Annotated in this window: 12 protein-coding genes; 4 read left to right on the forward strand and 8 right to left on the reverse strand. The window is 61.6% G+C overall.

Features of this window, described 5'->3' with window-relative positions:
- Positions 1–68 precede the first annotated feature (68 nt).
- Entirely contained in the window at positions 69–1,844 is a 1,776-nt protein-coding gene (locus HQL44_10910; protein ID MBF0269089.1) for an aminopeptidase P family protein, read from the forward strand.
- Here the strand turns inward: HQL44_10910 and HQL44_10915 are convergent.
- The 4 genes from HQL44_10915 to HQL44_10930 all read right to left on the reverse strand — a co-directional run bounded on the left by HQL44_10915 (position 1,771) and on the right by HQL44_10930 (position 7,077).
- Complete coding sequence (locus HQL44_10915; protein MBF0269090.1) at positions 1,771–2,280, reverse strand: hypothetical protein; 510 nt, start codon at positions 2,278–2,280, stop codon at positions 1,771–1,773. The genes HQL44_10910 and HQL44_10915 overlap by 74 nt on opposite strands.
- 202 nt (positions 2,281–2,482) lie before the next feature.
- Positions 2,483–4,585, reverse strand: a complete 2,103-nt coding sequence (gene ligA, locus HQL44_10920; GenBank protein MBF0269091.1) for an NAD-dependent DNA ligase LigA — start codon at positions 4,583–4,585, stop codon at positions 2,483–2,485.
- On the reverse strand, positions 4,582–6,246 hold the full coding sequence (recN, locus tag HQL44_10925; protein ID MBF0269092.1) for a DNA repair protein RecN: 1,665 nt from the start codon (positions 6,244–6,246) through the stop codon (positions 4,582–4,584). The genes ligA and recN overlap by 4 nt, the downstream gene beginning before the upstream one ends.
- Before the next feature lie 24 nt (positions 6,247–6,270).
- Positions 6,271–7,077 carry an outer membrane protein assembly factor BamD gene (locus HQL44_10930; GenBank protein MBF0269093.1) on the reverse strand — a complete coding sequence of 269 codons (807 nt, stop codon included), beginning with the start codon at positions 7,075–7,077 and terminating at the stop codon, positions 6,271–6,273.
- Between the two features lie 105 nt (positions 7,078–7,182).
- Here HQL44_10930 and HQL44_10935 point away from each other — a divergent pair, with 105 nt between their 5' ends.
- From HQL44_10935 to HQL44_10945, 3 genes are all read left to right on the forward strand, one after another.
- Positions 7,183–7,368 carry a zinc-finger domain-containing protein gene (locus tag HQL44_10935; GenBank protein ID MBF0269094.1) on the forward strand — a complete coding sequence of 62 codons (186 nt, stop codon included), beginning with the start codon at positions 7,183–7,185 and terminating at the stop codon, positions 7,366–7,368.
- On the forward strand, positions 7,355–10,117 hold the full coding sequence (polA, locus tag HQL44_10940; protein ID MBF0269095.1) for a DNA polymerase I: 2,763 nt from the start codon (positions 7,355–7,357) through the stop codon (positions 10,115–10,117). The genes HQL44_10935 and polA overlap by 14 nt, the downstream gene beginning before the upstream one ends.
- A gap of 377 nt (positions 10,118–10,494) precedes the next feature.
- On the forward strand, positions 10,495–11,136 hold the full coding sequence (locus tag HQL44_10945; GenBank protein ID MBF0269096.1) for a CHAP domain-containing protein: 642 nt from the start codon (positions 10,495–10,497) through the stop codon (positions 11,134–11,136).
- Between the two features lie 83 nt (positions 11,137–11,219).
- Here the strand turns inward: HQL44_10945 and HQL44_10950 are convergent, their stop codons facing one another.
- Genes HQL44_10950 through HQL44_10965 form a run of 4 tightly spaced genes read right to left on the reverse strand, consistent with a single transcriptional unit; the run spans position 11,220 to position 13,042 of the window.
- Positions 11,220–11,615 (reverse strand): DUF2155 domain-containing protein, encoded by a 396-nt coding sequence (locus HQL44_10950; GenBank protein ID MBF0269097.1) that lies wholly within the window; start codon positions 11,613–11,615, stop codon positions 11,220–11,222.
- Positions 11,612–12,091 (reverse strand): outer membrane lipid asymmetry maintenance protein MlaD, encoded by a 480-nt coding sequence (mlaD, locus tag HQL44_10955; protein ID MBF0269098.1) that lies wholly within the window; start codon positions 12,089–12,091, stop codon positions 11,612–11,614. The genes HQL44_10950 and mlaD overlap by 4 nt, the downstream gene beginning before the upstream one ends.
- Positions 12,088–12,651, reverse strand: a complete 564-nt coding sequence (locus HQL44_10960; GenBank protein MBF0269099.1) for an outer membrane lipid asymmetry maintenance protein MlaD — start codon at positions 12,649–12,651, stop codon at positions 12,088–12,090. Before HQL44_10960 ends, mlaD begins: the two co-directional genes overlap by 4 nt.
- A gap of 28 nt (positions 12,652–12,679) precedes the next feature.
- Positions 12,680–13,042 carry an NADH:ubiquinone oxidoreductase subunit NDUFA12 gene (locus tag HQL44_10965; protein ID MBF0269100.1) on the reverse strand — a complete coding sequence of 121 codons (363 nt, stop codon included), beginning with the start codon at positions 13,040–13,042 and terminating at the stop codon, positions 12,680–12,682.
- Positions 13,043–13,197: the final 155 nt, after the last annotated feature.

Consider the following 13,197-nt stretch of genomic DNA (forward strand, 5'->3'; position numbering starts at 1 on the left):
GCTGACTTATCCAGACTTATTGCCGACGGCCCCATTCCTCCTTAACTTGAAGAGAGGAAGGTGTTGAAATGACCGACAAACCAGACTTCGCCAAACGCCTGTCTTGCCTGCGCAGAGAGATGAAGCGCCTGGGGATCGACGGCTTTCTGATCCCCAGCGCCGACGCCTTCCAGGGCGAATATGTACCCGCCTCCGACCGCAGGCTGGCCTGGATCTCCGGTTTTACCGGCTCGATGGGCCAATGCGTCGTCCTGTCCGCCAAGGCGGGGCTTTTCGTCGATGGGCGCTATACGCTTCAAGCCGCCCAAGAAACCGACGCCAAACGGTTTTGCCTTGTCCCCACTCAGGAGAAATCGCTTTCCGATTGGCTGGGCGAAAATCTGAAAGCCGGACAAGTGTTGGGCATCGACCCCTGGCTGGTTACGGCGAATGGATCAAGGCTGTTGGAAGATGCTTGCTCCAAGGCTGGCGCCAGCCTGCGTCTTTTGGACGCCAACCCCCTGGACGCCATTTGGAAGGATCGCCCCGCCCCGCCAAACTCGCCGGTCGTAGCGCAAGACGTCAGGTTCGCGGGCGAGGAACAGGCGGCCAAACGCTTACGGGCCAGCCGGTTGCTGGCCCAGGCCAAATGCGATGCCGCCTTGATCGCTTCCCCAGAATCGCTCTGCTGGCTGTTGAATCTGCGGGCCGCCGACGTGCCCTATGCGCCCTTGCTGCGCGCTTTCGCACTGCTGCATGCCGATGCCAGCGTCGATTTATTCCTGGATCAAGACCGGCTGAAGACCAGCCTGGGCGACGGCGTGCGCCTGCACCGCCAGGACAGCCTGATCTCGCAACTGAGCGCCCTGGGGCGCGCTCGAAAATCCATCAGCGTCGATCCGGCGCAAACGCCCCTGTTGCTGACGGACTGCCTGAAATTTTCAGGCGCCAGGATCGTTCACGGCCCTGATCCATGCCTGGGTCTTCGCGCCGTCAAAAACCCGGTCGAGATCGCCGGAGCCAGGGCGGCGCACCGGCGAGACGGCGCCGCGCTGGTTCGCTTTCTAGCCAATCTGAAGGCGGGCGTCCGCGAAACGCAGGCCGCCAAGGCGGTCGATGCCGAGCGCGCCAAAGAGGATTTGGCGCAAGGCCCCAGTTTCGGCACCATCGCCGCCCAGGGCGCCAATGGAGCCATCGTGCATTACCGCGCAAGGCCCGGGCGCGACGCAAAACTCAAGCCCGGCAACCTGTTCTTGCTGGATTCGGGCGGCCAATATCTTGACGGCACCACCGACGTCACGCGCACGGTTTTCATCGGACCCGGTCAACCGACGGCGGACATGAAACGCCTGTTCACGCTGGTCTTGAAAGGCCATATCGCGCTGGCGTCGGCGGTCTTTCCCAAGGGAACGCAGGGCGGCCAGTTGGATGCTTTGGCCCGCCAATTCCTGTGGCAAGAAGGGCTGGACTATGACCACGGCACCGGCCATGGGGTCGGCAGTTATCTGTCGGTGCATGAAGGGCCGCAGCGCATCGCCAAATCGGGCAGCACGGCTGCTTTGGAAGAAGGCATGATTCTGTCGATCGAGCCCGGCTATTACCGGGCGGGCGTTCTGGGCATCCGCATCGAAAGTCTGGCGCTGGTCGTTGCGGCAAAGCGCTCTAAGAAGGGCGAGCGCGACATGCTGGCCTTTGAAATCCTGACCCAAGCGCCCATCGACAAACGCCTGCTGGCGCCCGGACTTTTGACGAAGCCCGAGCGCCAGTGGCTGAACGCCTATCACCTGGGGATTAGACGGGCGCTCGGCTCTGGGCTGGAGGGGAAGCCAAGGGCTTGGCTGGAGCGGGCGACGACGCCGCTTTGACTTTTTTGAAGGCTTGCGAGATCAAGATCAGCGCGACATGGCCCAGCACGAAAGCCAGCGACAGGTTGGCGAAGCCCTCATGCAGATCGTCGCTGGGCAGATAGCCCGACAGCGAGGCTAGAACCGCCCCCATCAGCACGATCAGGCCCGAAGCCACGATCAGCAGATTGCGGCCCTGCAAGGCCTGCGGATCAAGATCAAGAAGCTGGCGGCGAAAGGCCTTGATCAATACGGCATTGGGCCAAGGCAGCGACCAGGGCGACCGTTCGGGGGCCAACAGAGCGATCAGCAGCCGCCAAGCGCCAAGCCCGATCACGAACCAGCCCGAGGCGATATGCATGCCCATGGCGTCGTCGCCCGTCAGAAAGGCCACGATGTACGAGCCTGCGAACAGCCCGTGCCAGAACAGCAGCAGATTGAACGAAAGGTTGCGCATCAGTCGTCGTCCCGGTCGTGATCGCGGTCCGAGTGATGCTTGTCGCCGGACGGCAGGCCGCCGGAATAGGCCGCCCCGGCGCCCGCCAGGACGATGCCCAGAAGAATGAAGGCCAGTGTCTTTTTCAGCATGGAAACGCTCCTTGGGAAACAATCTGGTCCCCAAGATAAGCAAACCCGGCTGAACGCAAGCTGAACCGGTTTCAGCCGCCAATCAGCGCCAGCCACTCGTCTTCCGTCAGAAGAGGAACGCCAAGCTCGCGGGCCTTGGCGGCCTTCGATCCGGCATCGGCGCCCGCCACCACGAAATCGGTTTTCTTGGAAACCGAATCCGTCACCTTGGCGCCCAGCGCCATGGCCTTGGCCTTGGCTTCGTCGCGGGTGAAGCGGGTCAGCGCCCCGGTGAAGACCACGGTTTTTCCGGCAACGGCGGAATCGACGCTGGCCAGCTTGGCGGCGGGCTGGATGGTCAGAAGGCCCGCCAATTCGTCGACGCCCTGTTTATTGTGGTCCTCGGCGAAGAAGCCCACCAGATCGGCGGCCATCTTGGGGCCGATGCCGTTGATGGCCTCCAGATCGCTTCGCGCCTCTGAAGCGCTGTCAGCCGCGGCAAGGCAGGCATCGCGGAAATTTTCGAAGCTCTCGTAATGCTGGGCCAGCAGACGGGCCGTCGCCTCGCCCACTTGCGGAATGCCCAGCGCATAGATGAATCGCTCAAGCGAGATGACGCGCCTGGCATTGATGGCGGCGAACAAATTCTCGGCCGACTTCGCCCCCCAGCCGGGACGGTTGCGCAGCGGGGTCAACGACTGGCGGTCGCGTTCCTCAAGGCGGAAGATGTCGGCGGGATGGGAGATCAGCCCTTCGGCCAGAAAGGCCTCGACATTTTTTTCGCCCAGTCCCTCGATGTCGAAAGCGCCGCGCGAAACGAAATGGCGCACGCGCTCGACCACCTGGGCCGGACAGATCAACCCGCCGGTGCATCGCTTGGCGGCCTGCCCTTCTTCTCGCGCCGCCACACTGCCGCAAACCGGGCAGACGGTGGGGAATTCGAAAACCGGCAGGTAAGACTGTCTTTTTTCAGGTATTACCCTGACGACTTGAGGTATTACATCACCCGCACGCTGTATGATCACCCGGTCGCCTTCGCGAATGTCCTTCTCGGCGATGTAATCTTCATTGTGCAAGGTGGCGCGCGAGACCAGAACGCCGCCGACATTGATCGGAGCCAGATGCGCCACCGGGGTCAACACGCCGGTGCGCCCGACCTGGATGTCGATTTTTTCCAAAATGGTTTCGGCCTGCTCGGCGGGGAATTTATGGGCGATGGCCCAGCGGGGCGCTCGGTCCGACGCCCCCAATCTTTCTTGCCACTCAACAATGTTGACCTTGTAGACCACGCCGTCGATGTCGAAGGGAAGACTGGCCCGCTCACTTGCAATTTTTTGCCAATAAGCAACAAGCTCCTTTGCATTCCGCCCCAGATCCCCCATTTGATGAATCTTGAAGCCCCAGCATCTCAGTTGGTCGATAAAGTCATTTTGCGTTTGCCAAAACCCTTTCTCACTGCAAGCCCCCCAGGCGTAGGCGAAGAAACTTAAGGGGCGCTTTGCCGTGACGCTTGGATCAAGCTGGCGCAGACTGCCGGCGGCGGCGTTTCTGGGATTGGCGAAAATCTTTTCGCCCGCTTTTTCCTGCGCCTCGTTCAGCGCGAAGAAATCCTGGCGGCTCATATACACTTCGCCGCGAATTTCGATGAAATCGGGAAAGACGCCTTTCAGGCGATGCGGGATATCGGCGATGGTTTTCAAATTCGCCGTTACGTCCTCGCCCACCTCGCCATCGCCGCGCGTAGCACCCTTGACGAATTCTCCCTTCTCATAGGTCAGCGACGCAGAAAGGCCATCGATTTTCAGATCGGCAAAGAAATCCACCGTGTGGTCTGGATTGTCTCGCAATTCCTTTAAGTAACGGCGCACCGAGGAGATGAAAGCCTCGACGTCCGCTTCGTCGAAAGCGTTGTCGAGCGACAGCATGGGAGCGGCGTGCCGGATTTTGGCGAATCCCTGGGCAGGGGCCGCCCCCACCTTGCGCTTGGGGCTGTCTTGGCGCTTCAGATGCGGAAATTTGGCCTCGATGGCCTCAAGCCGCTTCATCAGCGCGTCATACTCGGCGTCGGTGACCAGCGGCGCGTCGTCTTGGTAATAGGCCTTGTCGAGCTTGGCGATTTCGCGGGCCAGATGCGCCAGTTCGCCCGACGCTTCCAGATCGGTCAAGGCAGAGACCGGAATCTCCTTGCCGCTCATGCCCTGCCCATCAGACGCCAAGCGGCTTGGCGGGCCTCGCCGGAAATCTCGGCCCCCGACAACATGCGCGCCACTTCCTCGATGCGGTTCTCAGGGTCCAGCAGATCGATGCGCGTGGTCATGGCGCCCTTGGCTTCCGCCTTCGCCACCCGGTAATGATGGTCGGCCTGCGCCGCCACCTGGGGCGAATGGGTCACCACCAGCAATTGAAGCGAGGATGCCAAGCGCTTCAATCGCTCGCCCACCGCCGCCGCCACCGCGCCGCCGATGCCGCTGTCCACTTCGTCGAAGACCAAGCTGGTCACCGGGCTGATGCCCGCCAGCACGACCTTGAGTGCCAGCATGAAGCGCGACAATTCGCCGCCCGACGCGATCTTGTTCAAGGGACCGGGCTGAGCGCCCGGATTGGTCGCCACCTGGAAGGCCACGCGCTCCATGCCGGTTTCGCTCCAGTCGGCTTCGCCCAAAGGCTCGAGCAAGGTGGCGAAACGCGCCTTTTCCAGCTTCAAGGGCGCCAACTCCTTGGCCACGGCGTCGTCCAGCTTCGCAGCCGCCTTGCCGCGCTGGGCCGTCAGTTGGCGCGCCAGCTTAAGGTAGGATTCCCTGGCCTCGGCCTCGGCCTGGGCCAAACGCGCCAAGCCCTTGCCGCCGCCATCCAGATCGGCCAAGCGATTCTCGAGCCTTGCCGCCAGATCGGCCAATTGCCCAACCTCGACGCCATGTTTGCGCGCCACTTGCTTTAACGTGAACAGGCGTTCCTCGACCTGTTCCAGATGCGCCGGATCAAGATCGATTTCGCCTTGCAGCCGCTCGATCTGCGCCAAGCCCTCTTCGGCCTCGATGGCGGCGCGTTCCAAGGCCTGAATGGCCCCGGTCAGGGCGCCGCCCGCCTTCTCGGCCACTTTCTCAAGCTGGCGGCAAGCGGTGCGCAAAGCGCCTTCCACCGAAGCGGGGCGGGTAAGCGTTTGCAGCGCTCCGTTCACGCCCTCGGCCAATTTCTCGGCATGCATCATCAGGGCGCGCTTTTCAGCCAGTTGGGCTTCCTCGCCCGCCTGCGGGGCCAGTTTCTTCAACTCGTCGACCGCGAAGCGCAATTCCTCTTCCTCGGCCCTGGCCTTGGCCAAATCGGCTTCGGCCTGCTTGCGCGCCGAAGCGGCGGCCCGCCACAGGGCGAAGCCGCCCCGCACCTGGGAAATCAGGCCATCCAACTGGCCGAAGGCGTCCAACACCGCGCGATGGGTGGCGGGATTGAGCAGGCTGTGGCTTTCGAACTGGCCATGAATTTCCACCAGCGCGTCGCCCAATTGACGCATCAAGCCGACGCTGGCGGGCTGATCGTTGACGAAGGCTCGCGAGCGCCCATTGGCTTCCACGATCCGTCGCAGAACCAGTTCGCTGCCGCCGTCAAGTCCCTGCTCGGCCAGAATCGCCGACGCCAAATGGCCGGAAGGAAGATCGAAAACGGCGGCGACGCTGGCTTGCCCAGCGCCCGCCCGCACAAGGCCGGAATCCGACCGCGCCCCCAGGGCGAGGGCCAGTGAATCAAGAAGGATGGATTTGCCGGCGCCGGTCTCGCCGGTCAGGGCCGAAAGCCCGCTTTGGAAATCGATGTCCAAGCGCTCGATCAGCACCACGTCGCGGATGGCCAGGGCGCGCAGCATCGAATTCCCCTTAAGGCCGGACGGCTACCACAGCTTCCACCAGGACTTTTCTTTCTTGTCGGGACGAACCTTGACGTTCTCGACATTTTCGTAGCTGTCGATATACCACTCGCTGCCAGGAAAATTGTGGCCCAGCACGCTGGCGACCTTCTTGGCCTCGTCGGCCAGTCCCAGCGACTCATAGCTTTCGACGAGGCGATGCAAGGCTTCCGGCACATGGGTCGTGGTCTGATACTGATCGACCACGACCTTGTAGCGGTTGATCGCCGCCAGGAAATGGCCTTGCTTCTGGTAATAGCGCCCCACGGTCATTTCCTTGCCCGCCAGATGGTCGCGGGTCAGGTCGATCTTCAACTGGGCGTCGCGCGCATAGCGGCTGGTGGGAAAGCGCGTCACCACTTCGGACAGCGACTGCAGGGCCAACTGGGTCATTTTCTGATCGCGCCCCACATCGGCGATCTGGTCGTAATAGCAAAGCCCCTTCAGATAATAGGCATAGGCGATGTTGCGGTGGCCGGGATGCAGCTGAATGAAACGATCCAGGGCCAGAATGGCGTCATCGTACTTGCGCGCCTCGTAGTTGGTGTAGGCGGCCTGAAGCTGGGCCTGGGTGGCCCAGGCCGAATAGGGATGTTGGCGTTCGACCTCGTCGAATTCCTTGGCGGCGGCGCCCAGATTGCCCTTGTCCAATTGATCCATCGCCTGGTTGTAGATTTCCTCGACCGGGCGTTCGACATATTCCTCCTCTTTCGAGGCGCAGGCGGCAAGCGCCAGGAGACCCAGGGCGAGGGCAAGGGGACGGCGAAGAGACAAGGGCTGGTTCCTTTTCATGGCACGCGACTATATCATGCCGGTAGCCCCCTGGGGCAAGAGGGGTTAACAGGCTTTGTTGGTTGGGCTATCATCCGGCCCAGCGAGTTCAGCCCGAGGCCAGCCATGAAACCCGACCACAAAGACATCGTGACCGTTGAAACCGCCGTCGTCGGCTGCGATGGGGGCGAAGGTGCGCTTGGCCATCCCCTGGTCTTTCTGAAAATGGACGACAGCCGTCAGGTCGAATGCCCCTATTGCGGACGCCTGTTCCAACTGAAGGATGGCCTGGCGCTTGATGGCGGCCATTAGGCCGGTGAGCGTTCCCATCAAGCATCTGTATCTGGTCGACGGATCGGGCTTTATTTTCAGGGCCTTTCACGGTCTTCCGATGATGACCCGTTCCGATGGCACGCCGACCAACGCCGTTTACGGCTTTGCCACCATGCTGTCTCGGCTGATGGTCGAAAGCGACGCCGATCACTTGGCGGTGATTTTCGACGCCGGACGCAAGACGTTCCGCAACGAGATCTATCCCGACTACAAGGCGCATCGACCGCCAGCGCCCGAGGAATTGGTGCCCCAGTTCCCCCTGATCAGGGAAGCGGTCGAGGCTTTCGGGGTCGCCCAGGTCGAGCTTGAAGGGTTCGAAGCCGACGATCTGATCGCCACCTATGCCGCTTTGGCCCAAAGCCAGGGCGCCCAGGTCACCATCGTTTCCTCCGACAAGGACCTGATGCAGCTGATCCGCCCGGGCATCGGCCTTTTGGACCCGCTTAAAAACAAGGCGATCGGCGAAGCCGAGGTCATCTTGAAGTTCGGCGTCCCACCGAACAAAGTGGTGGATGTTCAGGCCTTGATCGGCGATCCCACCGACAATGTGCCGGGCGTGCCGGGCATCGGCGTTAAAACAGCGGCGGAATTGATCGGGCTGTACGGCGATCTGGACGGGCTGCTTGCCAAGGCAAGCGAGATCAAACAGCCCAAGCGGCGCGAAACCTTGCTGGCCAATCGTGACAAGGCCCTGATGTCGCGCGAGTTGGTGCGCCTGAAATGCGACACCCCCACCCCCTTGGGTCTGGAGGCGATGGAGCGCAGGCCGCCCGATCCCACCCGGTTGCGCGATTTCTTCAACCGCATGGAATTCCGCTCGTTACTGGCCAAGCTGGGACCCGCCTTCTCGGCGCCGCTGGCCCCCGCCGCGCCAAAGCCAGCCGCAACCGAGAGCGGCTACGAACTGATCCAAGACGAGGAACGCCTAAAGGCCTGGATCAGGGATGCGGCGAAGCAAGGCTTGCTGGCGGTGGATACGGAAACCACCAGCCTTGACGCCCTTGCGGCCGATCTGGTCGGCGTCTCGCTGGCGCTTGGCCCAGGCAAGGCCTGCTACATCCCGCTGGGCCATGAGGGTAAGGGGTCGCAAGGCGACCTGTTGAGCGCGCCCATCCCGCGCCCGAAGCAGATTCCGCTGGCGGCGGCGCTGGACATCCTGAAGCCCTTGCTGGAAGACGAGGCCGTCTTGAAGATCGGCCAGAACATCAAATACGACCGCCATGTGCTGGCAAGACATGGCATCGACGTTTTGCCCTTCGACGACACCATGCTGATCTCCTATGTGTTGGACGGCAGCCTGCACGGCCACGGCATGGACGAACTGGCCAAGCTGCATCTGGACCGCGACACCATCAAATTCGAAGCCGTCTGCGGCAAAGGCAAAGATCAGATCGGCTTCGCCCAGGTCGAAATGGACAAGGCGCTGGCCTATGCCGCCGAAGACGCCGACGTCACCTTCTGCCTGCACCAGACCTTAAAGCCCCGTTTGGCCGCCCAGCGATTGACCGGCATTTACGAGGAATTGGAGCGTCCCTTGGTGCCGGTGCTGGGCGACATGGAGCGCCAGGGCATCAAGATCGACATGCAGCGCCTAAGTGCTTTGGGCGAGGATTTCGCCAAACGCATGGCGATTTTTGAAGCCGAGGCCCAGGAGCTGGCCGGACGCCCCTTCAATATCGGCTCGCCCAAGCAGTTGGGCGAGGTCTTGTTCGACGAGATGAGCCTGCCGGGCGGCAAGAAAAGCGCTAAGACCGGGGCCTGGGGCACCGACGCCTCGGTGCTGGAAAGTCTGGCCGGCGAAGGTCACGCCCTGCCCGCCAAAGTGCTGGAATGGCGCCAGTTGGCCAAACTGAAAAGCACCTATATCGACGCCCTGATCGCCATGGCGGACCGTCATCACCGGGTCCATACCAGCTTTTCGCAGGCGGTGACCAGCACGGGCCGCCTGTCTTCGTCGGAACCCAATTTGCAAAACATCCCCATCCGCACCGAGGAGGGGCGCAAAATCCGCACGGCCTTCATCGCCGAACCCGGACATGTGCTGATTTCCGCCGATTACTCGCAGATCGAACTGCGCCTCGTCGCCCATGTGGCGGACGTGAAAGCATTAAAAGACGCCTTCGCCATGGGGGCGGACATTCACGCCAGCACGGCATCGCAGGTTTTCGGCGTGCCCATCGAAGGCATGGACCCCAGCCTGCGCCGCCAGGCCAAGGCGATCAATTTCGGCATCATCTACGGCATGGGGGCCTTTGGCCTGTCGCAGCAATTGGGCATTCCGGTCGGCGAGGCCAGCCGCTTCATCGAGGCCTATCTGGCCCGCTTCCCGGAAATCCGCATATATATGGAGCGCACCAAGGAGACGGCCAAGGCCAAGGGCTATGTCACCACCTTGTTCGGGCGGCACTGCCATACGCCGGGCATCGCCTCCAAAAACCCGAACGAGCGGGGATTCGCCGAAAGAGCCGCCATCAACGCGCCGATCCAAGGCGGGGCCGCCGACATCATCAAGCGGGCCATGATCCGCCTGCCCCCGGCCTTGCTGAAGGCGGGGCTGAAAACCCGTCTGCTGCTGCAGGTTCACGACGAATTGGTCTTGGAGGCCCCCGAGTCGGAGGCCCTAGAGGCCGCGGCCCTGGTCAAATCGGTCATGGAAGGTGCCGTCAGCCTGTCGGTTCCCCTGATCGCCGAAACCGGTGTCGGCACCAATTGGGGCGAAGCTCATTAACCACTTTGTTAACTTTTAGCGCGAGTCGCGTTAAGGAGTTTGTCGATTCATTTTGAATCACGCCCATTCTTTTTTGAGGCAGATCAAATACAGGCAAATTAACCTTGGTTTTACCAACTATTGTGTATTTCAGATACATCATCCCCAAATTCTTGTTTCTATCCCGGATCGATAAAATTTGTGGAAAAAGTCTGTTTTTCCTTGCCCGACCCCTTCGAATCAAGGTAAGCAGCTTTGTCACAGATTGAAACAGTCCGTGTGGATGACCTCGCGGGTTTGGTTCATGGTTCAGCAACGAAGGGTTACAAGGCTCCGCACCAAGGAGCTTAATTTGGAGAGGGAACACCCTCCCGCCCGCCTGAAGAAGGGGAAGACGCATGAGGGGTAAGAAGGCTTTGTTCGCCATGGCGGCCGCGCTGATGATTGCGGCGGTCCCCGTCACTTCTCAAGCAGCTCCCAGCAAAAAAGCATCGGTCGAAAAGACCCTTCCCAAGAAATGGCAGTGCGTTCCCTTCGCCCGCCTGAATTCCGACATCACCCTGCGCGGTGACGCTTGGCGCTGGTGGAAAGCCGCCGAGGGTCTTTACGAGCGCGGCCAGCTTCCCCAGGTGGGATCGGTCATGGTCTTCAAGCAGCACGGCAAGATGAAGCGCGGCCATGTTGCCGTCGTGACCACGGTGATCGACGAACGCAAAATCTTGATCGATCACGCTAATTGGGACCGCGGCCGCAATAAGGGCAAGGTCAACACCCATGTCGCCGTGATCGACGTCTCGGAAGAGAACGACTGGTCGCAGGTCCGCGTTTGGTACGATCCGGTCAAGGATCTCGGCTCCAAGAGCTATCCGATCTACGGATTCATCTACTCGCCCGCCGAGGATGGCGTGGAAATCACCATGGCCACCGACGCAGAGCTGCCCATGAAGGGCGAGCGTCTGGAAGCCGATCCCGCGCTGGCGCTCGAGAATGTGATGGACGGCGATCTGGCCGTCGGCGTCAGCGCCACCGAAACGCCGTAACGGCCACAATATTTTGAAATGCGAAGGGACCCCATTGGGGTCCCTTTTCGTTTGGCGGGTTCATCTCCCCCGGTTATGCGAAATTACCGCCCTTTGCCCGAGCGGCAATCCAGAAGCCAGACGTCATAGACCGGATGTTCCACCCCCGACAGGGCCGGGCTGGAGGCGAACATCCAGCCGCGAAAGACGCTTTGCGGCGTCTCATGGCGGCGCATGTCCCAAACATCAAGAAAGGCCGTGCTTTCGGGCGTTTCCTCGGCCGGGCGGCGATAGCAGACGCGCACGATCATTTGCAGCGTGCCGAAGCGCAGCGTATCGCCCACCGGCGCCTCGATGGTCTGCACGCGGGCAGTGATCTTGTCCAGCGCTTGCAAGACGGCAAGCGGCATGGCCACATCGTCGGCCAGAACCGGCTTGGAAAACGAAATCCCCAGCGCCAGAGCGCCAAGCGGCAACAGCCGGAGAAGACAACGCGTCATTCCGGCTCGGCGTCCTTGGGCGGTTTGGCGGGATCTTCGGTCGCCAGGAAGATGATCTCGCCCACCAGTTCCTCCAGCGCCTTCTGGTCCTTGGTCTTGGCCAATTGGCCACCCGGCTCGAGGTTGGTTTTGGCGCTTCCCGGTTCGATTTTGACGTAGGTGTCGCCCAGAAGACCGTCCGAACCGATGCTGGCCTGGCTGTCGGCGGGCAACTTGATTTCGGCGGCGATCGACAGGCTTAGGACGGCGCTGAAGCTGATGGGGTCCAGTTTCTGGCCGGTAACGGTGCCGACCTTGATGCCGTTGATGCGCACATCGGCCCCGGTCGGCAGGCCGCCGATCTTGGAAAAGCTGGCCGTCAACTCGTAGCCCTTGATCTTTTTCACATCGGCCGTGCCGTAGGCGAAAATGAGAAACATCGCGGCGGCCACCAGGACCACGGCGCCCAGGATGGTTTCGACGGGATTGCGGTTCATGGCGAGCGTCCCTGTAATAAAATTGGCCCTGACGTGGGCAAGGAAGGCTGGTCGGCCGTTTCCGGCGCCGGCGCTGGCGGCGCCAGGGATTTGGCGAATTCGGCCCGTCTGGCCTTGGCCATGCCGACGATCTTTTCCAGAAGATCGACCAGATCGACCGAATCCTGGGTATAGGTGATGGCGCTGCCCGCCTTGAGATTTTCGGCGTCGCCGCCCGGCTGCAATTCGATATATTTGGCGCCCAGCAAGCCGTCGGTATGGATCAAGGCCGAGCTGTCCTTGGGCAGTTCGACGCCGGGCTTCAAGCGCAAGGTCACGATGGCGCGGTAGGACTCGTCTAGTTTGTAGCCGGCCACCTTGCCCACCACCATGCCGGAAAGGCGCACCTGCGCCCCGTAGGACAGGCCATCGGTGCGCTTGAAGGTGGCGCGCACGTCGTAGCCCGGCTCCTCCTTCTTTCCGGTTCCGGAATAAACATAGGCCAGCAGAAGCGCCCCGGCGGCGATAACCGCGCCTCCGGTCAATGCTTCAACCCCGCGGCCAACCCGCATCAACGGCATGAATGTCCCCCCATCGCGCTGCCGATCCTTAGTTGGGCCGCCAGGGCTGGTAATCGCCGCTGGCTTTTTCGCGTTTGCCGCCCATCAGATCATGCCCTGGCGGCAGATAGGCATGGGCGGAACCCGTCTTGTTGGCTTGGTGTTCCCTCTGCCAGCCCTTGGCGGGATCGGGAGTCAGGGGCGAATCGCTGGTGGCGTGCAGCCAAGCATGCCATTCGGCCGGAACGCGGCTGGAATCCTTGTCGCCCTTGAAGATCACCCAGCGCTTTTCACGGCGCAGCGATCCGGCGGCCGGTTTCCAGCTTTTGGCCTTGTAATAGCGATTCCCCTGGGAATCGGTGCCGACAAGCAGGCCCCGAAACAGGGTGTAAAGATGGGTGCCGATATCCATGAGACCCCTCGAGTCACAACGCAAAACGCAGGGACTATGGCATCGGAGCGCTTAATCGTCCAGAGGAACGAAGAAACTACATGATGTGGGGTTAAGGGCGCGTTAACGCAAAATCTGGTTGCGCTTTGATCCGCTCTACCCTAGTCTTGTGGGTC

Source organism: Alphaproteobacteria bacterium, from assembly GCA_015231795.1.
GTDB lineage: Bacteria > Pseudomonadota > Alphaproteobacteria > Rhodospirillales > WMHbin7 > WMHbin7.

Bases quoted from the DNA above. Each gene is read 5' to 3' on its own strand.
- HQL44_10960 (MBF0269099.1), bottom strand. From the start codon at position 12,651: ATGCCGTTGATGCGGGTTGGCCGCGGGGTTGAAGCATTGACCGGAGGC.
- HQL44_10910 (MBF0269089.1), top strand. From the start codon at position 69: ATGACCGACAAACCAGACTTCGCCAAACGCCTGTCTTGCCTGCGCAGA.
- HQL44_10965 (MBF0269100.1), bottom strand. From the start codon at position 13,042: ATGGATATCGGCACCCATCTTTACACCCTGTTTCGGGGCCTGCTTGTC.
- recN (MBF0269092.1), bottom strand. From the start codon at position 6,246: ATGCTGCGCGCCCTGGCCATCCGCGACGTGGTGCTGATCGAGCGCTTG.
- HQL44_10950 (MBF0269097.1), bottom strand. From the start codon at position 11,615: ATGACGCGTTGTCTTCTCCGGCTGTTGCCGCTTGGCGCTCTGGCGCTG.
- HQL44_10930 (MBF0269093.1), bottom strand. From the start codon at position 7,077: ATGAAAAGGAACCAGCCCTTGTCTCTTCGCCGTCCCCTTGCCCTCGCC.
- mlaD (MBF0269098.1), bottom strand. From the start codon at position 12,091: ATGAACCGCAATCCCGTCGAAACCATCCTGGGCGCCGTGGTCCTGGTG.
- ligA (MBF0269091.1), bottom strand. From the start codon at position 4,585: ATGAGCGGCAAGGAGATTCCGGTCTCTGCCTTGACCGATCTGGAAGCG.
- HQL44_10935 (MBF0269094.1), top strand. From the start codon at position 7,183: ATGAAACCCGACCACAAAGACATCGTGACCGTTGAAACCGCCGTCGTC.
- polA (MBF0269095.1), top strand. From the start codon at position 7,355: ATGGCGGCCATTAGGCCGGTGAGCGTTCCCATCAAGCATCTGTATCTG.
- HQL44_10945 (MBF0269096.1), top strand. From the start codon at position 10,495: ATGAGGGGTAAGAAGGCTTTGTTCGCCATGGCGGCCGCGCTGATGATT.
- HQL44_10915 (MBF0269090.1), bottom strand. From the start codon at position 2,280: ATGCGCAACCTTTCGTTCAATCTGCTGCTGTTCTGGCACGGGCTGTTC.